Raw genomic sequence first — 20,671 nt, forward strand, 5'->3', positions numbered from 1 at the left:
CCGGCATTCATATTTCCGAGCGGGTAGTGCGTCAGTTACAGGCCAGTCGGGTTGGGAGCTGCAGAAGCCGATTGCCCACTCTGGTCGCCGCCGCTGATGCCCTGGTTTACGACGATCGTCACGACCACGCGCCGGTTCTGCGCCTGTCCGCTGCGTGTGTGATTGCTCGCAACCTGCTCCGTCGTTCCCATCGCCGCCGGTGCGAGAATCCGCGTCAGCGGAACACCTGCCTGCTGAATGATGGTGAGGACGTTGTCAGCGCGCTCGCTGCTTAGCCGCTGGTTCAGCGACGGGTTTCCAACCTTCGAGGCATAACCCTGCACTTCGATCATCGCGCCCGGAGTATCCGCAGCCTGCTTCACGAAGTCCGTCAGCTCATCCTTGTACTTCTTGTTGACCGCAGAACGTCCATTCGCAAACTGAACCGTGTACGTTCCCTTTGTCGCGTACTGGTCCAGCGTTCCGATACGCGTATTCGTCTGGCCGATAGCCTGCGTGTTCTGGCCGGTGGCCGCAACATTGGCTGCGAGACCCTGCTTCGTCGCATCGAGGTCCGTCCGCGTGGACGCCAGATCCGACTGACCCTGCTCGATATCCCTGCGATCGCTGCGCAGTTGATCCTGCTGCGCCGCAACCTTCTCGTTCACGGGATTCAAGCCCGCATCAATCTGCTTCGCCGTGTTGTATGCGCCGCGCGAGAACTCAACCTTCTTCGCGATCAGCTGGTGATCGGGATCGTAGGTTCCGTCAACCTTAACTTGCAGGCCTGGTACAAGCTGCGTAATGGCCAGGTCCTTGCGGCTCCATCCCAGGAAGCCGCCTTTTTCGGTTGCCTTGGTGTCGTTCTGCAGAAGCACCGTGACGCGCGGCGAGTCTGCCGTTCTCACCAGCATCGTCGAGCCGTCTCTGCCGATCACAAGGCCTTCAACAACCGCATGCTGCCCGCTCGGCACGCCTTGTGCCGTAGTTTGCGGAACGCTTGGTGCACTTCCTGCATCCTGGGCGTTTGCTGCGACACCCATCGACGCGAACATGGCCAATGACATCGCCAAGCCGGTTGTTCTGATTCCACTCTGAATCTTCATGAAATTCACTCCTTTTGTTTAGCTGACGGGCCAGCGGCCTCCGGAATCCCGTTTATCGTGACCGTTCGCCTCGCGCGAAGCCAATCCCAGCCTTGCGGCGGAAGCTTTCGATTGGACGTAGCAATCGCGAAAAGGGGACCAAAGTGTTATGCGCAGATTTTTTTATTTCATGTAAGCAAATCTGTTTTGAGGCGAGCAGCATGGACGAGGCGCCTCGAACGGCAGCGCAAACCACGTAAAATGAAGAAATGCACTCAGCTATCTACTGAGTCCAGAGGATTTCTTTAATTCATGTCTGTCATTCTTGAGCATCTGCCCGTCGGCCAGAAGGTCGGCATCGCATTTTCCGGCGGTCTGGACACCTCCGCTGCGCTGCATTGGATGAAGCTTCACGGCGCGCACCCCTACGCTTACACGGCTAATCTCGGCCAGCCTGACGAAGAGGACTACGACGCGATCCCACGCAAAGCACTCGAGTACGGTGCCGAGAACGCGCGCCTGATCGACTGCCGCGCGCAGCTCGTTCGCGAAGGTATAGCTGCCCTGCAGTCCGGCGCATTTCATATCTCCACTGCAGGCGTCACGTACTTCAACACCACGCCTATCGGACGCGCCGTCACCGGCACCATGCTCGTTACTGCCATGCAGCAGGACGACGTCAACATCTGGGGTGATGGCTCGACCTTCAAGGGCAATGACATCGAGCGCTTCTATCGCTACGGTCTGCTCGTCAATCCAGGCCTCAAGATCTACAAGCCCTGGCTCGACTCCGCGTTCATCGATGAGCTCGGTGGCCGCGCCGAAATGTCCGCCTTCATGCAAAAGGCTGGCTTCGCCTACAAGATGTCCGCGGAGAAGGCGTACTCCACCGACTCCAATATCCTCGGCGCGACGCACGAAGCGAAAGACCTCGAACATCTTTCCACATCGATGAAGATCGTCGCTCCGATCATGGGCCTCGCCTTCTGGCGCGACGACGTCGCGATCAAGCCCGAAGAGGTCACCGTCCGCTTCGAAGAAGGCTGGCCGGTTGCGCTCAATGGCAAGCAACTCTCGGATCCCGTCGAGTTGATGCTCGAAGCCAACCGCGTCGGCGGCCGTCACGGCCTCGGCATGTCCGACCAAATTGAGAACCGCATCATCGAAGCAAAATCCCGCGGCATCTACGAAGCCCCTGGCCTCGCTCTACTCTTCGCTGCCTACGAGCGCCTCATCACCGGCATCCACAACGAAGACACCATCGAGCAGTACCGCGAGAACGGCCGCAAGCTCGGCCGCCTGCTCTATCAAGGCCGCTGGTTCGACCCCCAAGCCATCATGCTCCGCGAATCCGCACAGCGCTGGGTCGCCAAGCCCCTCACCGGCGAGGTGACCCTCGAGCTCCGCCGCGGCAACGACTACTCGATCCTCAACACCACCAGCCCCAACCTCACGTTCCACCCCGAGCGCCTCTCCATGGAGAAGACCGACTCCGCCTTCTCCCCGCGCGACCGCATCGGCCAGCTCACCATGCGCAACCTCGACATCACCGACACGCGCGCCAAGCTCCTCACCTACGCCGACACTGGCCTCATCACGCTGCCCAAAGGCAACGAGATGCCCAAGCTCAAAGGCGACAAAGAGTAACGTCACTCGCGAAAGCGCAAAGGCCGGCGACATCGCCGGCCTTTGCTGTTCCCGTTGCTTTCTTGTTTGTCATTCCCGAACGGGATCTGCTTTTCTGAGCGTGGTCGCGCTATTCACCCCCACGCGAACTCCACCACCTGTTCCACATCCGAATTCAAACTCCTCGCCACCGGGCACGTATGCGCTGCGCGCTCCAGCTTCAACTGATCTTCCTCGCCCAGCGCATGCGGCATCTTGATCCTCACCGTCAGCCGCTGAATTTTCCTCGGCGGCGAACTCGTCATCTCCTTCTCAACCAAGGCAGTCGCGCCCGCCATATCCACATTCAGCGTCCGCGCCAGGATCCCCATCGTCGTCAGCATGCAACTGCCCAGCGCCGTCGCGCACAAGTCCGTCGGCGAAAAGCTCTCGCCGCGCCCTTGATTGTCCTTGGGCGCATCGGTGTCGAGTTCTGTTTCCGAAGGCCCGTGCACCGCCTTGCAGTGCAGCTCTCCCTGATATTCCAATTGAATCGCAACCATCGTTCTTCCTTGTCAGACGTATTCCTGAGCTAATCTAATCAGAATTCACAGTTTACTCACGCACATGTGGCCATGACGAAGCGCTACGAACCTCCAAGCATCGACGAATACCTGCGCCAGCGCCTCACGCCGGTAGAAGACGCGATTCCGCAGCTCCGCGGCATTGAGATGTTCGGCAAATCAATCCCCGCAGGCATCGTCGGCGGTGATCTCTTCGAGTACATCAACTTCTCACAGCGTTATGACATCGATGCTCGCATCAAGCGCGCGCTGCGCCGCGCTAAGGAATTCCTCGAGCCGCTCTCGCCCGGCGAACCCATCCGCAATATCGTCGACGACCATATCGAATGGCTGAAGAGCAGGCCCGGCTACCAGCCCCAGATGGAAGCCGAATACCGTTTCGCCAAAAGTTCTGAGCAGGTGCGCGTCGCCGAAGCTCTCCCCGAACTCCACACCACCGCCGGCATTCTCATCGTCGATGCGCAGGGACACGGAATCATATCGGCAAAGATCGCATCCACCGTTCACGACACTTTCCACGCTCTGCTGCTTGATGAGCTCGATCAGTTTGGCAAAACCACCCCGGAGCTCTTCGAGAACCTCAACCTCCGGCTCGCGCTCTCCGCCACCGCGCGCAACGAACTCGGCCTCACCGAGAAGGAGCGCTCACGAGAGGTGGCGACCTTGCTTTACGGCGAGGTGCACCCGACCAACTCCTTCCGTTTCGCGAACTTTGGTCACCCTCCACCGCTGATCTTCTCGGCGAAGTCTTCCCGCCTGCTCAACATCGACGATAGCCAGATGGCGCAGTTTTTCGCGCTCGGCCTCGAGCTTCCCGCCGACCACCCCGATCGCAAAAAATATTTCACCCTCAATCTGCGCAAGCGCGAGTTCAACTCCTCGGACATTGGCGAGATCAGGCTCATCAATCCCGGAGACATCCTCGTCCTCTACACCGACGGCGTCTATGACGGCGCCGACGAAGTAGGCCGCGAGCGGCTGCAATCCATTCTGCAATCTAACCAGCACAGATCCGCGCGCGACATCTGCAATGCCATCATGGACTATGCCGTAGAGCAGGACGATATACTCCGCCGGAACGGCGACGAAGCCCTGATCGACGACAAGACTGTCTTCATCGTCAAACGCACCGAATAGCTGCTGCATAGCAGCAAACCAAAAAGGAACGTGCAGTGGTTCAACGGAGAGAGTTTCTTAAAGCAGCCGGCGCCTTCGCCGTCACCGCAGCCAGCACGCGCAGCCACCTCATCGCACAATCGATCCCCGAAGATGAATTTCATTTCGTCTCCGAAAGCATCGAGGCCCAACTCCTGGCAAGCGCGCCCGAGTTCAAAAGCCTGAACATCGATGGTCTGGGGAAGGGAAGGCGCGGTGCGAACATCGTTTCGAACACCAACGGAGGCGGCTTTCAGTCATCTGCTTCCACCGTCGGCAGCACTCGCCGCATCGAGTATCGCGTGGAGCAGGCGGCCAGCAACAGCGCGCCCGCATGGACGATCGAACTCTCTCCCAATCGCATCACGCTCACCTCGCAGTGGTCGCCGGAGTATCAGCCCACGCGCTTCACCTTCCGCTTCAATCTGAACTCGGTGCACAGCACCGTCCTCGGCCTCTTCCAAAACGACGGCCTTCTCACCACGCCCGCACTCATGCATTTCCCCGGCCAGGGGTCCATGCGCCTCACGTCCAGCGTTCCCGAGTTCGCACTCACCTACGTCTCCAATCGCCCGCAGCAGACAGCAATGCTCGCTCTGCCCGGCGCAACCTTCGAGCACAGGCGCATCGTCTACACGCTGGACGTCACCGCCATCTATCCCGCTCTGCCGGGAATCGCAGACGACGAACGCTTCGACGCCTTCCGCCGCAACTGGCTCGACGCCCTGCAACTCAACCCCGAACTCCAGGCGCTCTCCAACAACACGGCCAGCGATAGCTGCGCGTTCTGCTACTACGAGTTCGCCGACATCGCGGCACTCACGCCTCCGCTCGCCGAAGATCTCACAGCGCTCGACGTTGTGCGCCAGACGCTCGACCGCATGCTCGCCGGCGGCTACGCCTACGGCCTGCCTGCGATTCCGGATCACCCCAGCACCAGCTCGGACACCTACCCCGCCATGGTCATCGCCGCCGCAACTTGCGTGCGCGCAGGGAAGAACGATGCGTGGCTCGCCGCCAACTATCACGGCATTCGCGACTGGATGGAAACTCTTCTCGCCACCGACATCACCGGCAATGGCCTCGTCAAGTACGGCCTCAGCGGCAACTCGAACTCCTGGGGTGAGATGGGTTTCCCAAAGCTCCGCCCTTCCAACTGGTGGGACACCATCGGGTTCGGCTACGAAGATGCCTACGCGAACGCGCTCACCTATCGCGCACTTCACGACATGGTCATGCTCGCCCGCAAGGTTGGTAACTCCGCCGACGCAGCGCGCTACGCCAAAGCCGCAGAGAAGCTCCGCAGCGTCTTCTATGAGACCTTCTTCAATCCCGCAACCGGCGTTCTCGGTGGCTGGCGCAGCGAAGACGGCGAACTCCACGACTACTACTTCCTCTGGGTCAACGGCATCGCCATACACTACGGCCTCGTCGAGAAGCCGCAGGCCAACGCCATCATGGACAAGCTGCTCGCCAAGATGAAAGAGGTTGGCTACGACAAGTTCAACATGGGCCTGCCCGGCAACCTCATCACCGTAGCGCTCAAGGACTACGTGCACCGCACCAAGGATGCCCGTTACGGCGGCGGCGTTCTTCCCGACAACTCCGACGGCTTCCAGAACTACGAAAACGCCGGAGCTACCGGCGCTTACGCGTTCTTCACCCTTGCCGCACTCTACGATCTCGGCCGCAAGGAAGAAGCTGACCGAATCCTGTTCCCAATGCTCAAAGCCTATGGCGACTGCGGCTTCGAAGGAAAAGACGCGAAAGGCCATTCCAACGACTGGCGCCGCTGGGACGGCACCGCCGAGGGCTATGAAGGTCTCCTCACCGACGATTACTACGCCCTGCTCGCAGTTCCGCTGCGTCAGACAGAAACCCGATGGAAAAGTGGTTATCGCCCAGAGATCAGCTGAACATCAGGACTGAACCGCCGCGTAAAATCAAAGCAGCGATGATCTTCGTCCTCGACAACTACGACTCCTTCACCTACAACCTCGTCCAGTACATCGGCGAACTCGGTGAAAAAGAAATCGTCGTAAAGCGCAACGACGAGCTCACGCCCGACGAGGTCATCGCTCTGCGCCCCTCACGCATCCTGCTCTCGCCCGGCCCGTGCACACCGCAGGACGCCGGCATTCTCATCCCGCTCATACAGCGCCTCGCCGCGCTCCCAGCCGACGAGCAGATCCCCACGCTCGGCGTCTGCCTCGGCCACCAGGCCATCGGCGCGGCCTTCGGCGCCGAGGTCGTCCGCGCCCCGCAGCTCATGCACGGAAAAACCTCCGCCATCGAGCACGACAATCGCAGCGTCTTCCGCGATCTCCCGCAGCCCATGACCTGCACGCGCTACCACTCGCTCATCGTGCGCGAGGACTCCATCCCCGCCGAGCTCGAAATCTCCGCCCGCGTAGCCCCGGGCACCGGCGCTCCTGACCCGGGCACGGTCATGGGCCTCCGCCACAAGACGCTCCCCATCGAAGGCGTCCAGTTCCACCCCGAATCCGTCCTCACCGACCACGGCAAGCGCCTCATCGCCAACTTCCTGAAGCAGTAGAATTTGCGCGATGAGAATCGATCGACGACAGGTTGAGCGGAAAGCACGCATTGCCTCTCTATCGTTCTTCGGAGTGCTGTTCGCTTTCTGGATATGGTGGTACTTTGCCTCGAATTACGACTACAGCGCTCTTGCGGGTACTTATGTTTTTCGCGGCGATGGCGTCACATCGAAACTAGTTCTCAAGTCCGACCAGACTTTTCATCAAGAGGTCACAAAAGATGGTCGAACTTCGACTGCCAATGGCACTTGGCATCGGAGCGGCGAGGCCGGCGTCAACTTCTCGATCGAATTTCTGCGAGTTCTGGGAGCGAAGACGTTCGTTGAAGAGTTCGGGAAGGCCTACGGCTCGGTCGAGGACAACGAATTTTTCGGATACTTCGAGAAGTTCCTCGGGATATATCCGTCGCTTCACCTTTACCGTGTAGGGGAGCTGCAAGGGCCGGTATTTCACAAGCAGCTTTTCCGCTGACGCGGTGAGATAGCCTATCCACGATGCCGCGGAGTCTCATTTTCGTGCTGATGTTCGCGGTCGCAACTGCCGCGGCCCAGCAGCCCGCTGCCCCATCGTCCATGGGCACCGTCCCCACCCACGACGCCCTCGTAACCGGCGGCCTCGAAGTCCACGGCGACTCCGCCCGTCTGCTCACCAACACCAGCATCACTGCCTACGACCACTCCGCGGCCATCTCCCTCGCTCGCGGCGGAAACGTCCTTGTGTGCGCCACCACCCAGTTCCACCTCCTCCACTCCGGCACGGAGAACTCGCTCCTCTTCGGTCTCGACCGCGGCGCCATCGAGCTCCACACCGACTCCTCGCCGCAGGACGTCATCCTCACTCCTGACATCCGCTTCACCCTCGAGCACCCCGGCCGCTACGACCTCCGCCTGCGTGTCACGCCCAACGGCGACACCTGCGTCGACAACGCCGGCGCCTCCGCACCCGTCCTCACACTCGCTGACCCGTTCTCCGGCGCCAGCTATCGGCTCATACCCGGTCAGCACGTCCTCTTCGAGCACGGCAGCCTTCGCGAGGTCGTCGACAACGAGCGCTCTCCCTGCGGCTGCCCGCCCGCACCCGCGCCTGTCCAGCAAGTCGCCTCCACACCTGACCTGAATCCCGGCCAGCCCGCCACGCCCGCCGTCGCCGCCGCCGAACACCCTTTTCCAGCGGCCGCCAGCGAAGGCCTCGCACCCACTCCCGCACCCGCACACGTGCCCGAAACCGCGGGCCAGCCGCACACCCAGGTCGCCACCGTCCTCAGCTACGATGCCGCCCATCCCGATGCCGTCTCACCCGGCACCGTCGAGCCGCCGGCCCCAGCACCGGCAACCGGCTCGACCACCGGCTCGCCCACGGGCACCGCCGCCGCCACTTCATCCGCGCCGCCGCCCACCCCGCCCGGCGCTCACGATCTCGTCCACGCCCTCGGCCACTTCTTCCGCAAGCTCTTCCATCCCCACGCCGGAACCTCGCCGCCGCCGCAGCAGAACTAACGCCGCCGCAGCAGAACTAACGCAGCAGAACTAACCTAGACAGGTAATTCCTCTCGGCAGTATGCTCCGAAAGATTCCGAACAAATCCGCCACCAACAGAAGGCGATAGTGAACAAGCGCGAATTCTTGAAAGGCACGGGTTCCGCTCTTGCTGGCGCGGCCATCGCGCGGATCGGTCATGCCCAAATGAGTCACAACACCGCCCCGGCCCAGGGGGCGCGAACCAACTGGTCCGGCAACTACACCTTCAAGGCCGCCCACATGGACGACGCCGCGAGCCCCGAAGCGGTCCAGAAGCTCGTCTCCGGTCTTTCGCACGCCAAAGCCCTTGGTTCGCGCCACTCTTTCAATGACATCGCCGACACCTCCGGAGATCAGATCACCGTCTCTCACCTCAACGGCATGACGATCGACCGCGAGGCCGGGACTGCGACGTTGGGTGGCGGCGTCAGGTATAGCGACCTCGCGCCCTGGCTCGACGCGCAGGGCTTTGCCTTACCCAATCTCGCTTCGCTGCTCGATATCACCCTTGCCGGCGCCTGCTCCACTGCAACGCACGGCTCCGGTATCCACAATCGCAATCTCTCGAGCGTCGCCACCGCCATCGACTTCGTCGACGGGACCGGCCAGCTCCGCACGCTGTCGCGCGCCGCCAATCCGGACGAGTTTCCCGGCGCCGTCGTCGGCCTTGGCGCGCTCGGCATCATCCTCCGCACAACCGTGCACGTCGTCCCGTCCTTCCGGATCGCGCAGATCGTCTACGAAAACCTCTCCTTCGATCAGCTCGAGCACAATCTCGATGCCATCTTCTCCGCGGGCTACTCCGTCTCACTCTTCACCGACTGGCAGCATCACCGAGCTACACAGGCCTGGCTAAAGCAATCCGTCGCTGGCAACACGCGCCCTCAGATGCCGCCGCTCTTTTACGGCGCAACCCTGCAGAAAACCAAGCTCCATCCGCTCGTCGGCCACTCCACCGAAAACACCACCGAACAGATGGGAGTTCCCGGCCCCTGGTACGACCGTCTTCCGCACTTCCGCCTGAACTTCACGCCATCCAGCGGGGCGGAGCTGCAAAGCGAGTACCTCATCCCCCGCAGCCACGCCTTCCAGGCCATCCTGGCCGTTGAAGAGCTGCGCGACCGCATTACGCCGCACCTCTTCATCACCGAGCTCCGCACCATCGCTGCCGACGACCTCTGGATGAGCACGGCATACCAGCGCGATTCGTTCGCCATCCACTTCACCTGGAAGCCTGAGTGGGACGCCGTTCGGTCGCTTCTTCCTCTCATTGAGGCGAAGCTTGAGCCCTTCGACGCTCGCCCGCACTGGGGCAAGCTCAATACCGTGCCGTCCGCCCGGCTCAAGCAGCTCTATCCGCGCTACGCCGACTTCCAGAGACTTATGACGCGCTACGATCCGCAGGGCAAGTTCCGCAACCAATACCTGGACAACGTCTTCCGCGCGTAACGGGTTTGTTGTCCCCTCCCGATATACTGCCTTCAACCCATGTCTCAGGCTCCGCCGCTGCGCACGCAGCACCGGTATTACCCCGAGCTCGACGGCGTTCGTGCCATCGCCGCGCTGCTGGTCATGCTCTTCCATGCGCAGCAGGAAGGCCTATCGCTCCGCTTTTCTCTCGGCTTCGGCCAGACCGGCGTCGATCTCTTCTTCGTCCTCTCCGGCTTCCTCATCACCTCCATCCTGCTCAAAGCCGCCCCGCGCGACTGGTCGGAGGTCCGCACCTTCTACACCCGCCGCGCCCTCCGCATCTTTCCGCTCTACTATGTAACGCTCATCCTCTGCTGGATTCTCCTCAGCAGACCCTCCTGGTTCTTCTGGGTCTACCTGCAGAACTTCTGGATCTCCTTCGGCAAAATCTCCCACGGCCCCATGCACTTCTGGTCCCTCGCCGTCGAGGAGCAGTTCTACCTCGTCTGGCCCTTCCTAGTTATCTTTGTTCCGCGCAAACGTCTCCTGCCCATCCTCACCGGAACCATCGTCTTCGCCGCTGTGCTCCGTTTTGTCCTGGCCGCATTCCATCAAAGCGTCTTCGTCCTCACCTTCACCCGCCTCGACGGCCTCGCCGCCGGCGCCGTCCTCGCCACACTCAACGCCCGCGGCCCGCTCACTCGCTGGGCCCGCCTCATGCTCTCCATCGCGGGCCTGTCTACGGTTGCTGCGGCCATCCTCGGCCATCTCTTCCGAGATTCGAACAACCCGAGCTTTGTCGCGATCAAATACACGCTCATCACCGCGATCTACACCTGCCTGATGGGATCGCTGCTCAGCCGACCCAACTCTCGCGCCGTAAAACTCCTCAGCATGCGCTGGCTACGCTGGATCGGCCGCATCAGCTACGGCCTTTACGTCTTTCATCCCTTCGTCTTCGCCTGGACCTACCGTCACTTCCCCGGGCAGCCAATGCTCCTTCGCGCCGGCCTCGCCACTGTCTTCACATTCGCGATCGCCGCCTTTAGCTGGTACAGCTTCGAGCGCTGGTTCATCCGTCTCAAAGAAGTCCTCTCGCCGGAGCGCCGCCCCACTCCCGCCGAGCCCATCACCGTCTAGCCGCTACCGGAATCCCTGCGCCCACGCCCTTCCGTCGTATTACACTTTGGCCCGAGGAAGAAACCATGGCCCTTCACGAAGGCTGTCGCCGTCTCCGGCTGGCAGGCAAGGTTCTCGTAGCCACCGGACTCGCCATCGCTGTTCTGGCCGCGATTCTCCTTTGCTTCGCAGACGGCTTCAGACTGATACAAGCAGGTGACTTGGTCCCCCCAGTCTTCGCGTTGGTCTTCCTGACTGAAATCTCCGGCGCCACACTCTGGTTTCTTGGTTGGGTCCTCGAAGGCTTTGCACGGCCACCGTCCGAAAACTCCGACGAAGCTCGTTAAATCGCTGACTCGTTGACTGGCTAGCCTGCCGACCCGCTCATTTACAATGGAAACTGTAGGGCCGCACGTCTCGTCGCCCCGCCAATCCACCGCTACATTCAGGAGTTCCTTTTATGGCGATTCCCGCCACGCAGATGCGCCCCGGCATGATCATCAAATTCAAAGACGACCTGCACCTCGTCTTCTCGGTCGAGCACCGCACCCCAGGCAATCTGCGCGCCTTCATCCAGGCCAAGCTGCGCAACATCCGCACCGGCTCCATGTTCGTTGAGCGCTTCCGCTCCCCCGACCCCATCGAGCGCGTCATCGTCGACGAAGTCAAAATGGAGTACCTCTACAACGACGGTGACGACTACTACTTCATGGACCAGGAGAACTTCGAGCAGACTCACCTCAAGCGCGACACCCTCGGCGACGCCGTCGAATACCTCACGCCGAACCTGCTCATCTCCGTCTCCTTCCATGACGGCAAGCCCGTCGGCATCGAGCTTCCCACCGTCGTCGAGATGACCGTCGTCGAAACCGAGCCTGGCATCAAGTCCGCCACCGCCAGCTCAGTCACCAAGCCCGCCAAGACCGAAACCGGCCTCGTCGTCCAGGTCCCTCCCTTCATCAACGAAGGCGAAAAGATCCGCGTCGACACCGCCGAAGGCGCCTACATGTCCCGCGCCTAAGTTCCTCGACTCACTATCATCTGGGTGCCCCATTCATGCGCAGCTTCACCGCGCATGGGTGGGGTTCAACATTTTGGGCGCCGAACGCAGGGAACCATCTTCACAACTGCGTCGTATACGACGTATAGTGTACGACGCATCTCCTCCAAGGAGGTTCCCATGTTCCACCTCGACGCCTGGCACACCGCAATTACCGTCTGGACCGCCATCGGCATCCTCTGGATCATCACCGCGGCCTTCGAGCACTCCACACCGCGACCACCAGCCCAGCGCTCCAGCCACAATTACAACTACCTGTTTCTCCTCATACCCGCGGCCCTTCTGCTCTTCGACCCGCAGCTCCGCCTCGGTCCACTCAACCGTGCGCTTTTCCAATCCAGCGTCCTCGGCCTGGCGCTCGTCTTTGCCGGAGCCGCCTTCACCGGCCTCGCTCGTCTCCGTCTCGGCTCCAACTGGAGCGCCAACCCTCGCATTCGCGAAGGCCACACGCTCTCCACCTCCGGCCCGTACCGCATCGTGCGCCATCCCATCTACACCGGCATCCTGCTCACGTCCCTCGGCACCGCAGTCATCCTCGGCGAAACCCGCGGCTACATCGCCATCGTCCTCGCCTTCATCGGCTACCTGATAAAGTCCCGCATGGAAGACCGTCTCCTCGCCGAGCGTTTCGGCCTCGACTTCGCCGCCTATTGCCGCCGCACCAAAGCCCTGATCCCCGGAATTCTCTAACCCACATGCCAACGAAACCCACTGCCGAGCTCCGCGCCCTGGCCGAACAGGTCGAGCAGCACCTCGCTGCCATTCGCAAAACCATCCGCCAGCCGCTTGAATCAGAGTTCGCCCGTGGCCACCTCACCGGCCCGCAATCCTCGCTCATGGAGGCCGTTGTCCGCGTGCCCGGCGGCCTCACGCTCAAACAGATCGCCGCCCAGCTCGGCCTCGCACACTCCACCGTCTCCGTTATGGCCGCGCGTCTCGTTGAAAAGGGCCTGCTCACGCGCCAGCAACACCCAACCGACGGCCGCGCGACCATCCTCATCGCCTCACCTGCGGTCCGCAGCTTCCTTCGCAACCGCATGCCGAGCCTCACCCTCAGCCCCCTCCTCACCGCACTCAGCAAAGCCTCCGAGTCCGATCGCCGCCAGATCCTCCGCGCGCTCACCAAACTCCGCTCCCTCGTCGAAACACACAGTCCACGAACCTAGAACCTAGAACCTAGAACCTCGCCAGCCTTGCCTCGTCTCGCACGATACGAGACACTTAACCGTCCCATGGTTCTTCACTTCCTTATCCGTGGCCGAGTCCAGGGAGTCGGCTTCCGCTGGTTCGTCCACCGCGAAGCCTCCGAGCTCGGCCTCCGCGGCTGGGTTCGCAACACCGACGACGGCTCCGTCGAGGTCGTCGCCACCGGCCCCCGCGAAGATCTCGACGAACTCCGCGCCGAGCTCAAGAAAGGCTCCCGCGGCAGCCGAGTCGACCACGTCATCGAACACGAGCTCGACGAATCCGAAGCCGCCAGCCTCCGCGACTTCGAAATCCAGGGCGCCTGGTGAGCTTGCTTTTGCCTTTCACTAACCACTACCCACTAACTACTCCCAACGAAAGCCCCATGTCCGAAAAACAAATCAACTGCGAGCCGCTCAAAGCGCTCATCCGCTCCGTCCCTGACTTTCCGCGCCCCGGCATCCTCTTCTACGACATCACCACCGTCCTTAAGGACCGCACCGGCTTCGCGCAGCTCATCGACGCCTTCGCGCAGTACTACATCGGCAAGGACATCGACCTCGTTCTCGGCATCGAAGCCCGCGGCTTCATCTTCGGCCCCGCGCTCGCCTATCGTCTCAACGCCGGCTTCGTTCCCATCCGCAAGCCCGGCAAGCTCCCCGCGCCCACCGAAACCGTCAAGTACGACCTCGAGTACGGCTCCGACTCGCTGCAGATCCACAAGGACGCCATCCGCCCCGGCCAGCGCGTCATCATCGTCGACGACCTCCTCGCCACCGGCGGCACCATGCAGGCCAGCGTCGACCTCGTCGAAAAACTTGGCGGAGTCGTCGTCTCCCTCGGCGTCGCCATCGAGCTCGACTTCCTCCGCGGCCGCAACCGCTTCCCGCAATACGACGTCCTCAGCCTCCTCCACTACAACGAGTAACTTCTTGTGTGTCCTCTGGAGAGACTCAGTGGTAAACTCCGCGCTGAAATCATGGAGAAGCTATGCGGGCCAGTATTTCCTGCTCCGCAGAGATCGTACCTGTATCTCTGCTGATTTTTCTGTCTTTCGTCATTGGTTGCGGCGGCGCCAATCAGGCCGGCACTTCAGACAACAGCGGAGGCGGCACCATAACTGGAACGCCGGCGTTTACTCCGCCATCATCTGGCGACTACCTCTTGCAGGCCTCCGATGTGAATGGTGTCTTCGTTTCCACCGTAAACACTAGTACGGGGGCAGTCGGTTCACCGGTTAGTCAAGATACAGCTGATCTAGAAGGCGGAATGGTTGTAACTCCCTCCAACTCCTTCATGTACTCCATTTCTTCAGGGTATGAAAGCATCAACGGCTATCGGCTCGTCGGTCCTGGCCTGCAATTGCAAAACTTAGTACCCGGCGCGCCTTTTTTATTGATCGCCGCTCACTCTATTAGCTCGATGGTGATTCACCCCACGGGGAACTTCCTCTACATCATCGAAGCCTTTGGGGACTCGTATATCGAGCAGTACAAACTAGATGCCACCACAGGAGCGTTAACGAGCATCGGAATCGCAACCGTATCCTCGCTGTCCGAATTCTCCGAAGGCGTATTCGATCCTCAGGGGCACTTCTTGTATGTCTGCGACGGGAACAGCATCTACGTTTATCAAATCAACCAGTCGACTGGAGCGCTGTCCCCAGCGCAAGGTTCACCGTTCACCGTGCCGGCCGGTGGGCAAGCGACACACCTAGGATTCGATAGCAACGGTAGCTTCCTCTACGCGACTCTATTCAGCGGAGGCTTAGCGGCTTTCGCGGTCAATGGCTCGACAGGTGCGCTGACGAATGTTGCGGGGTCACCTTTTCCGACCAGCCAAGATGGCAGCACCACCGCCTCAATGGCGATCAATACCGCGACAAATACGATCTATGTCAGCAGCTACCCTGATAGCAAAATCACGGAGTTCTCTATCGATGAAACGACCGGCTTACCTTCGCTGATTGCCGGATCGCCAGTTGTGGTGCCGGGCTCCGCGTATCAGGACGGATTGGGAAATCTCGTGGTCGATCCGGACGCCGGTGTCCTCTTCGCCACGATCGGCCCTGTAAAAAACAACATCGTGGCCATGTCGATTGGCAAAGATACCGGTGCGCTCGCGGTGCTGCCGGGAGCCCCCTTTGCTGGTACTGGTGGGAGAGACATTGTCCATGTGAAGATTCCTTAGCGGGTCTTTGCGCCTGAAGCTCCCAGTCCCTTCTGATTCTCTCGCTCGCAATTTGCAAACCTCTCAGGAGATCCCCTCATGCAATCCTTCGGCTACGCCGCTGCCTCCCAATCCGCGCCTCTCGCTCCCTGGTCCTTCACGCGCCGCGAGCCCAACCCCGACGACGTCGTCCTCACCATCGACTACTGCGGCATCTGCCACTCCGACATCCACCAGGTCAATGGCGACTGGGGCAACAAGCTCTTCCCCATGGTTCCTGGCCACGAGATCGTCGGCCGCGTCACCGCCGTCGGCTCCGCCGTCACGCGCTTCAAGCCCGGCGACCTCGCCGCCGTCGGCGTCATCGTCGAAAGCTGCATGCACTGCGCCAACTGCCGCGCCGACCTCGAAGTCTACTGCTCCGACGGCGGCTGCCGCGACACTTACAATGCCACTCTCCGCGACGGCACCCGCACCTACGGCGGCTACTCCGACACCATCGTCACGCCCCAGCACTTCGTCCACACCCTCAAGCCCGGCATCGACCTCGCCGCCACAGCGCCACTCCTCTGCGCCGGCATCACCACCTACTCACCGCTCCGCCACTGGGGCGCCGGCCCCAACAAAAAAGTTGGCGTCGTCGGACTCGGCGGCCTCGGCCATCTCGCCCTCAAGTTTGCTCACGCCTTCGGCGCCCACGTCGTGCAATTCACCACATCCGAATCCAAAATCGCCGACGCCAAGCGCCTCGGCGCCGACGAAGTCGTCCTTAGCAAAGATGCCGGCGCCATGCAGAAACACGCCGGCACCTTCGACTTCATCCTCGACACCGTCTCTGCCCCGCACGACATCGACGCCCTCCTCGCGCTCCTCAAGCTCGACTCCACGCTCTGCTCCGTCGGCCTTCCTGACAAGCCCATCTCCGTGCAGCCGTTCTCGCTCGTCGCGAACCGCCGTTCCCTCGCCGGCTCCGGCATCGGCGGCATGAAAGAAACCCAGGAGATGCTCGATTTCTGCGCCGACAACAACATCGTCGCCGACATCGAACTCACCACCTACGACAAACTCAACGAAGCCTACGACCGCGTCCTCAAGAACGACGTCAAATACCGCTTCGTCCTCGACAACAAATCCCTGAGAAAGAGCTGATAGAAAACTCTTGCTCTTCCTTTCTTCGGGTTGCAAACTTCACAGGAATGCAAATCCAAAGACTGCTTCCCACACTCACGCTCGCTCTCGCTGCACTCTCTCCGCTCCAAAGTGTGGCATCGCCGGCGTCCGCGTTACAAGCGGACTCCCTCGCCAATAAAGCTGTCGAACTGGATCCTGTCCTTATGGATACAGACAGTGCGAATGGCGCTAAAGGAGAGGTCGTGCTCTCCCTCGACCTAGACAGCAAGGGAGGCGTCGCGCACGCCAAAGCAATCTCAGGCCCAAAGGATCTCGCCGCTGCCGCGATCGCCGACGCCAAAATGTTTCGCTATCCCGAACAAGCGAACGCCTCTGGCATTACTCAGCACATCTTGTTTCGCCGTGGCGCCGATGAGGTCCGGATGGTCACTCCCGACTACCTGCCCATGGCAAAAGCTAAGGCGGCCGGTCTAGTGGAACTCGTTGCTACGGTCGGGCCGGATGGGCACGTCGTAGATGTCACCGTCGCCCGGGGTCATCCACTCCTGCGCAACCAAGCAGAGAACGCGCTTCGCCAATGGGTCTTCGCGCCTGTGTTGAAAGACGGTGCACCCGTTCAGTGCCATGCAATCGTGAGGTTCAACTTCGACAGCAACCGATTCCCGAACTGAGCTATACCCACAACGTAAACATCGGCGTCGTCGCCGCAAACGTCTTCGGCCTCACGCCGAGCCGTCCCGTCGCCGCGTCATGCGAAAACACCGTCACGTTCCCCGGATCACCGTGAGCACCCTGGTTGCAGCACACCAGCCACTTCTTTGCAGGGTCGAACGCGATATACCGTGGCACCTTCCCTCCGCTGCTCAGCTTCTGCATCTGCGTCAGGTACCCGCTCTCATCAATCCGCCACACCGTAATCGTGTCTTCGCCCCGCGTGCACGAGTACAAAAACCGCGCATCCTCGCTGATCACAATCTCGCACGCCGTCTGGCCCTTCGTGCTCATGCCCTTGTCCAGCGTCGACACCACGCTGTTCTCACGCAGCTTCATCACTGGTGCGCCGCCCTCGACACTCCAGTCATACACATCGATCGTGCAATCGATCTCATGAATGCAGTACACCCACCGTCCATTCGGATGAAACGCCACATGCCGCGGCCCCGACCCGGCACGCGCCTGCACGCGAATCGGCACGCGCACATAGTCTCCCTCGCCCGGCCCCACAGGAAACACGAGAATCACGTCATCGCCAAGATCGCACGCCAACACATATCGATTGCCCGGAGCGATAGTGGCGCAATGAATATGCGCCGCGTCCTGTCTGTCCGTCACCGGCCCGTGCGTCGCCTGCGTGTATTTGAAAACCCCAATCGCCTGCGCCAGCGCGCCCACATTTGTCACGCGAAAGGCCGCGAAGCTTCCACCCCCATAGTTCGCCACAAACGCCATCTCGCCCGTTGGGTCCACCGACACGTAACACGGCCCATTACCCTGTGACCCCACCTTGTTCAGCGGTTGCAGTTCCACCAACCCATCCACCGTAGGGTTCACCTGAAAGCTCGAGATCGCCGCGCCATCGCCGCTCACGCCATTCACCGCATACACCACGGGCAACGACGGATGCTTCGCCAAAAATGACGGCCGCTCCGCTGCTCCTGCCAGCTCCACCGCGCCCAGCGTGCCCGTCGCCGCATTCCACGGCGCGCGGTATACGCCTTTGCCGGTGTCCGAGCCCAGCAGCACGCACGAGCCCTTCCCGCGCGCCACAAACCGACCGGTCGCCTGCGCCGCTGCCATCCCACGCAGCGCAAACGGCAGCGCCACCGCCCGTCCAACAAACTGCCGCCGGCTATATCCCGCCACCACGCCCCCTTGAGATCCGTCATCCTGAGCGTAGCGCCCCAAGCGCGAAGTCGAAGGACCCCGAAAACCGCTAGCCTCACCAACACCCTGAAACCTTTTCAACCAGGGCCTGTCTTCAACTAACTACTAACCACTAACTACTAACCACTCGCTCTTACGTCCGCTCGCCTGCTGCGCCCGGCGGCAGATTCTCGCCAACCGGCAGCCCCATCGTGCTCGCCAGGGTATCCGGCTCGCCCGGCAGTTTGAAGTCCAGCTCCGTCGGATGCGCATCGGAGTTCACCACCGGCAGCGCCGGCAGCCTCTCCACGCGGCCATCGATCTCCTTCACCACCGCGGCCACATGCTCCAGGACTTCATCCACAGTCATCGTGTAGAACTCGCGGCCGTTGTCATAGCCGTTTTCAATCGACTGCCTCAGGTACCGCCCCGCCGCCTGCGCTGCGAGATAATCCGTGATCACCTTTCCGTTGCGCCGCTTCTGCTCCACCCACGCGTCATTCGGCATGGCAATCCACAGCGGCCGCCCATTCACGGCAAATCGAATATCGGTGGCATCGGCGTGTCGCGTCGCGATTGCGACCACGGTACCCTTCCACACGCAGTGCTGCGGCTCTTCGGTCCAGCGGTCTGTCGCTACAAAGTCTTCATACATGGCACTCTCAAGACTATCGACCCGCTCACCACCACGCAACCCGACACGTCCTCATTGTTGAGGGGGCTGCTGTACGATGACATTCTCAGCAAGGGCCATCCAGTCGCATCTATCTAGGTAATCCATTTGGAGGCCAATCTTGCGTTCCCTGCGAACGATCCCCGCCCTCGCTCTGACCATCCTCTTCGCCGCCACAGCTCTCGCCCAAAAGCCTGCACCACAGCCAGACATCCTCATCTTCACCAACGGCGACCAGCTCACCGGTCATCTTGAGCGCGCCGCAGGCGGCTCCGTTGTATTCAAAAGCGACATGGCCGGCGAGGTCACCATATCCCTCGACAAGGTGAAAGAGATTCGCTCCGCCGGCAGCTTCTCCATGCTCAAGAAAGGCCCGCCCAGCAAGACCAACCTCGTAGGCCAGGGCCAGATCAGCGTAGCCGAGGGCAACGTCTCCGTTACGCCGCCGGCGCAGCCGCCCGTCACGCTGCCCGTCAAAGACGTCGGCTACCTCATTGACACGCCTACCTACGATCGCGAGGTCCATAACGAAATCAAACTCACGCAGGGCTGGACCGGAGCCGTCACCGCCGGCGCTACCTTCGTCCGCTCCACGGACAACGACACCGTCTTCACGGCCGGCCTCGCTCTCGCGCGCCTCATCCCCACGGTCACATTCCTGCCGCCGCGCCAGCGCATGACCCTTAACGTGATCGAAACCTACGGCAAAGCCACCTCCGCCGTGATCCCCCAGACCGTTCCGCCATCGCCTGCCGCCATTACCAAGACCAGCATCTTTCACGCCGACGGCGAACATGACTGGTACTTCACCCCCCACCTCTACGGTCTCGCCAACCTCTCCTTCGACCACAACTTCGCCCAGGGCCTCTCGCTCCAGCAACTCTACGGCGGCGGCATCGGCTGGACCCCGTTCGAAACCGCCCGCCATCAACTCGACCTCAAGGCCGACATTCACTACGAGCGCCAGAACTTCTTCGTCGCCTCCTCGAACGTCGACCTCATCGGCACCATCTTCGGCGAAGCCTATAGACGCACGCTTCCCCGCAAAATTGCCTTCACCCAGACCGCCGAGTACATCCCCTCCTGGAACCACCCCACCGACTACTCCGCCCTGTTCACCGCCGGCTTCGTGCTTCCCACCTGGAAGCGCCTCGGCGTCACCTTCAACGCCACCGACAACTACCTCCACAACCCGTCACCCGGCTACAAAGCCAACTCGCTCCAGTTTGTCGCTGGTGTGAACTACGCTTTCAAGTAACGTCGCGCGATAAACGACGAGCCTGTGCGAAATGTTGTCAAGTCCGGAAGCGCTTCAAACCCGCATAAACACTGGCTCAAAATGAGCGGAATTAATTACCTCCGATTTCGTAAAATAGAGATATAGACAAAAAGCTCAAAGCTGAAAGCTCATAGCTCGTAGCTGACCGCTCCGAGCTCTCACGCGCGTGGACCGCACGCACTGCGCAAGTTGCTGATTCCAGATATTTTCCCCGCAAAGCCTCTGGAATCAGGATTTTGCATTGTTGGTCCACTCGCAACTCGCCTGTTTTCAAGAATTTGACACAATACGCAGGGGGA

General features: G+C 61.1%; 22 protein-coding genes. 18 read left to right on the forward strand and 4 right to left on the reverse strand.

Going from position 1 to position 20,671, the window contains the following annotated elements:
• Positions 1 to 35: 35 nt before the first annotated feature.
• Complete coding sequence (locus VGU25_16000) at positions 36 to 1,085, reverse strand: OmpA family protein (GenBank protein ID HEV2578709.1); 1,050 nt, start codon at positions 1,083 to 1,085, stop codon at positions 36 to 38.
• Between the two features lie 291 nt (positions 1,086 to 1,376).
• Between VGU25_16000 and argG the strand changes: the two genes are divergently transcribed.
• Entirely contained in the window at positions 1,377 to 2,711 is a 1,335-nt protein-coding gene (gene argG / locus VGU25_16005) for an argininosuccinate synthase (protein HEV2578710.1), read from the forward strand.
• A gap of 113 nt (positions 2,712 to 2,824) precedes the next feature.
• On the opposite strand, the gene VGU25_16010 is transcribed toward argG, so the two are convergent.
• Positions 2,825 to 3,232 (reverse strand): OsmC family protein, encoded by a 408-nt coding sequence (locus tag VGU25_16010; GenBank protein ID HEV2578711.1) that lies wholly within the window; start codon positions 3,230 to 3,232, stop codon positions 2,825 to 2,827.
• Between the two features lie 72 nt (positions 3,233 to 3,304).
• Here VGU25_16010 and VGU25_16015 point away from each other — a divergent pair, with 72 nt between their 5' ends.
• The 16 genes from VGU25_16015 (at position 3,305) to VGU25_16090 (ending at position 17,228) form a co-directional block, all read left to right on the forward strand.
• Entirely contained in the window at positions 3,305 to 4,390 is a 1,086-nt protein-coding gene (locus VGU25_16015) for a PP2C family protein-serine/threonine phosphatase (protein ID HEV2578712.1), read from the forward strand.
• A gap of 35 nt (positions 4,391 to 4,425) precedes the next feature.
• Positions 4,426 to 6,324, forward strand: a complete 1,899-nt coding sequence (locus VGU25_16020) for a hypothetical protein (protein HEV2578713.1) — start codon at positions 4,426 to 4,428, stop codon at positions 6,322 to 6,324.
• 38 nt (positions 6,325 to 6,362) lie between these two features.
• Positions 6,363 to 6,965 (forward strand): aminodeoxychorismate/anthranilate synthase component II, encoded by a 603-nt coding sequence (locus VGU25_16025; GenBank protein ID HEV2578714.1) that lies wholly within the window; start codon positions 6,363 to 6,365, stop codon positions 6,963 to 6,965.
• A 10-nt stretch (positions 6,966 to 6,975) separates the two neighbouring features.
• Positions 6,976 to 7,437: a hypothetical protein gene (locus VGU25_16030; GenBank protein ID HEV2578715.1), complete on the forward strand. Its 462-nt coding sequence runs from the start codon at positions 6,976 to 6,978 to the stop codon at positions 7,435 to 7,437.
• 23 nt (positions 7,438 to 7,460) lie between these two features.
• Complete coding sequence (locus VGU25_16035; protein ID HEV2578716.1) at positions 7,461 to 8,462, forward strand: nuclease; 1,002 nt, start codon at positions 7,461 to 7,463, stop codon at positions 8,460 to 8,462.
• 186 nt (positions 8,463 to 8,648) lie between these two features.
• Complete coding sequence (locus VGU25_16040) at positions 8,649 to 9,932, forward strand: D-arabinono-1,4-lactone oxidase (protein ID HEV2578717.1); 1,284 nt, start codon at positions 8,649 to 8,651, stop codon at positions 9,930 to 9,932.
• Positions 9,933 to 9,971: 39 nt separating this feature from the next.
• Positions 9,972 to 11,033, forward strand: a complete 1,062-nt coding sequence (locus VGU25_16045; GenBank protein HEV2578718.1) for an acyltransferase — start codon at positions 9,972 to 9,974, stop codon at positions 11,031 to 11,033.
• Positions 11,034 to 11,098: 65 nt separating this feature from the next.
• Positions 11,099 to 11,359: a hypothetical protein gene (locus tag VGU25_16050; protein ID HEV2578719.1), complete on the forward strand. Its 261-nt coding sequence runs from the start codon at positions 11,099 to 11,101 to the stop codon at positions 11,357 to 11,359.
• 113 nt (positions 11,360 to 11,472) lie between these two features.
• Positions 11,473 to 12,033: an elongation factor P gene (efp, locus tag VGU25_16055; GenBank protein HEV2578720.1), complete on the forward strand. Its 561-nt coding sequence runs from the start codon at positions 11,473 to 11,475 to the stop codon at positions 12,031 to 12,033.
• 159 nt (positions 12,034 to 12,192) lie between these two features.
• Positions 12,193 to 12,762 (forward strand): isoprenylcysteine carboxylmethyltransferase family protein, encoded by a 570-nt coding sequence (locus tag VGU25_16060; GenBank protein ID HEV2578721.1) that lies wholly within the window; start codon positions 12,193 to 12,195, stop codon positions 12,760 to 12,762.
• Between the two features lie 5 nt (positions 12,763 to 12,767).
• A complete protein-coding gene (locus VGU25_16065; GenBank protein ID HEV2578722.1) occupies positions 12,768 to 13,238 on the forward strand; it encodes a MarR family transcriptional regulator in 471 nt (156 codons plus the stop codon).
• 66 nt (positions 13,239 to 13,304) lie between these two features.
• Positions 13,305 to 13,586, forward strand: a complete 282-nt coding sequence (locus tag VGU25_16070) for an acylphosphatase (GenBank protein ID HEV2578723.1) — start codon at positions 13,305 to 13,307, stop codon at positions 13,584 to 13,586.
• 56 nt (positions 13,587 to 13,642) lie between these two features.
• Positions 13,643 to 14,185: an adenine phosphoribosyltransferase gene (locus VGU25_16075; protein ID HEV2578724.1), complete on the forward strand. Its 543-nt coding sequence runs from the start codon at positions 13,643 to 13,645 to the stop codon at positions 14,183 to 14,185.
• A 62-nt stretch (positions 14,186 to 14,247) separates the two neighbouring features.
• On the forward strand, positions 14,248 to 15,447 hold the full coding sequence (locus VGU25_16080) for a beta-propeller fold lactonase family protein (GenBank protein HEV2578725.1): 1,200 nt from the start codon (positions 14,248 to 14,250) through the stop codon (positions 15,445 to 15,447).
• 78 nt (positions 15,448 to 15,525) lie between these two features.
• Complete coding sequence (locus tag VGU25_16085) at positions 15,526 to 16,575, forward strand: NAD(P)-dependent alcohol dehydrogenase (GenBank protein HEV2578726.1); 1,050 nt, start codon at positions 15,526 to 15,528, stop codon at positions 16,573 to 16,575.
• Positions 16,576 to 16,799: 224 nt separating this feature from the next.
• The gene (locus VGU25_16090) at positions 16,800 to 17,228 is read left to right on the forward strand and encodes an energy transducer TonB (protein ID HEV2578727.1); all 429 of its coding nucleotides are present in this window, start codon (positions 16,800 to 16,802) and stop codon (positions 17,226 to 17,228) included.
• A 1-nt stretch (position 17,229) separates the two neighbouring features.
• On the opposite strand, the gene VGU25_16095 is transcribed toward VGU25_16090, so the two are convergent.
• Positions 17,230 to 18,420, reverse strand: coding sequence for a lactonase family protein (locus VGU25_16095; GenBank protein ID HEV2578728.1), 1,191 nt, complete (start codon positions 18,418 to 18,420; stop codon positions 17,230 to 17,232).
• A 154-nt stretch (positions 18,421 to 18,574) separates the two neighbouring features.
• Entirely contained in the window at positions 18,575 to 19,075 is a 501-nt protein-coding gene (locus VGU25_16100; protein ID HEV2578729.1) for a hypothetical protein, read from the reverse strand.
• A gap of 139 nt (positions 19,076 to 19,214) precedes the next feature.
• Between VGU25_16100 and VGU25_16105 the strand changes: the two genes are divergently transcribed.
• Complete coding sequence (locus VGU25_16105; GenBank protein ID HEV2578730.1) at positions 19,215 to 20,351, forward strand: DUF481 domain-containing protein; 1,137 nt, start codon at positions 19,215 to 19,217, stop codon at positions 20,349 to 20,351.
• Positions 20,352 to 20,671 lie beyond the last annotated feature (320 nt).

Source organism: Acidobacteriaceae bacterium, from assembly GCA_035944135.1.
Lineage (GTDB): Bacteria > Acidobacteriota > Terriglobia > Terriglobales > Acidobacteriaceae > Granulicella.

What these genes read in the sequence shown, in the direction of transcription:
- VGU25_16000 (HEV2578709.1), bottom strand. Translation starts at nt 1,085, where the DNA reads ATGAAGATTCAGAGTGGAATCAGAACAACCGGCTTGGCGATGTCATTG.
- argG (HEV2578710.1), top strand. Translation starts at nt 1,377, where the DNA reads ATGTCTGTCATTCTTGAGCATCTGCCCGTCGGCCAGAAGGTCGGCATC.
- VGU25_16010 (HEV2578711.1), bottom strand. Translation starts at nt 3,232, where the DNA reads ATGGTTGCGATTCAATTGGAATATCAGGGAGAGCTGCACTGCAAGGCG.
- VGU25_16015 (HEV2578712.1), top strand. Translation starts at nt 3,305, where the DNA reads ATGACGAAGCGCTACGAACCTCCAAGCATCGACGAATACCTGCGCCAG.
- VGU25_16025 (HEV2578714.1), top strand. Translation starts at nt 6,363, where the DNA reads ATGATCTTCGTCCTCGACAACTACGACTCCTTCACCTACAACCTCGTC.
- VGU25_16030 (HEV2578715.1), top strand. Translation starts at nt 6,976, where the DNA reads ATGAGAATCGATCGACGACAGGTTGAGCGGAAAGCACGCATTGCCTCT.
- VGU25_16035 (HEV2578716.1), top strand. Translation starts at nt 7,461, where the DNA reads ATGCCGCGGAGTCTCATTTTCGTGCTGATGTTCGCGGTCGCAACTGCC.
- VGU25_16040 (HEV2578717.1), top strand. Translation starts at nt 8,649, where the DNA reads ATGAGTCACAACACCGCCCCGGCCCAGGGGGCGCGAACCAACTGGTCC.
- VGU25_16045 (HEV2578718.1), top strand. Translation starts at nt 9,972, where the DNA reads ATGTCTCAGGCTCCGCCGCTGCGCACGCAGCACCGGTATTACCCCGAG.
- VGU25_16050 (HEV2578719.1), top strand. Translation starts at nt 11,099, where the DNA reads ATGGCCCTTCACGAAGGCTGTCGCCGTCTCCGGCTGGCAGGCAAGGTT.
- efp (HEV2578720.1), top strand. Translation starts at nt 11,473, where the DNA reads ATGGCGATTCCCGCCACGCAGATGCGCCCCGGCATGATCATCAAATTC.
- VGU25_16060 (HEV2578721.1), top strand. Translation starts at nt 12,193, where the DNA reads ATGTTCCACCTCGACGCCTGGCACACCGCAATTACCGTCTGGACCGCC.
- VGU25_16065 (HEV2578722.1), top strand. Translation starts at nt 12,768, where the DNA reads ATGCCAACGAAACCCACTGCCGAGCTCCGCGCCCTGGCCGAACAGGTC.
- VGU25_16070 (HEV2578723.1), top strand. Translation starts at nt 13,305, where the DNA reads ATGGTTCTTCACTTCCTTATCCGTGGCCGAGTCCAGGGAGTCGGCTTC.
- VGU25_16075 (HEV2578724.1), top strand. Translation starts at nt 13,643, where the DNA reads ATGTCCGAAAAACAAATCAACTGCGAGCCGCTCAAAGCGCTCATCCGC.
- VGU25_16080 (HEV2578725.1), top strand. Translation starts at nt 14,248, where the DNA reads ATGCGGGCCAGTATTTCCTGCTCCGCAGAGATCGTACCTGTATCTCTG.
- VGU25_16085 (HEV2578726.1), top strand. Translation starts at nt 15,526, where the DNA reads ATGCAATCCTTCGGCTACGCCGCTGCCTCCCAATCCGCGCCTCTCGCT.
- VGU25_16100 (HEV2578729.1), bottom strand. Translation starts at nt 19,075, where the DNA reads ATGTATGAAGACTTTGTAGCGACAGACCGCTGGACCGAAGAGCCGCAG.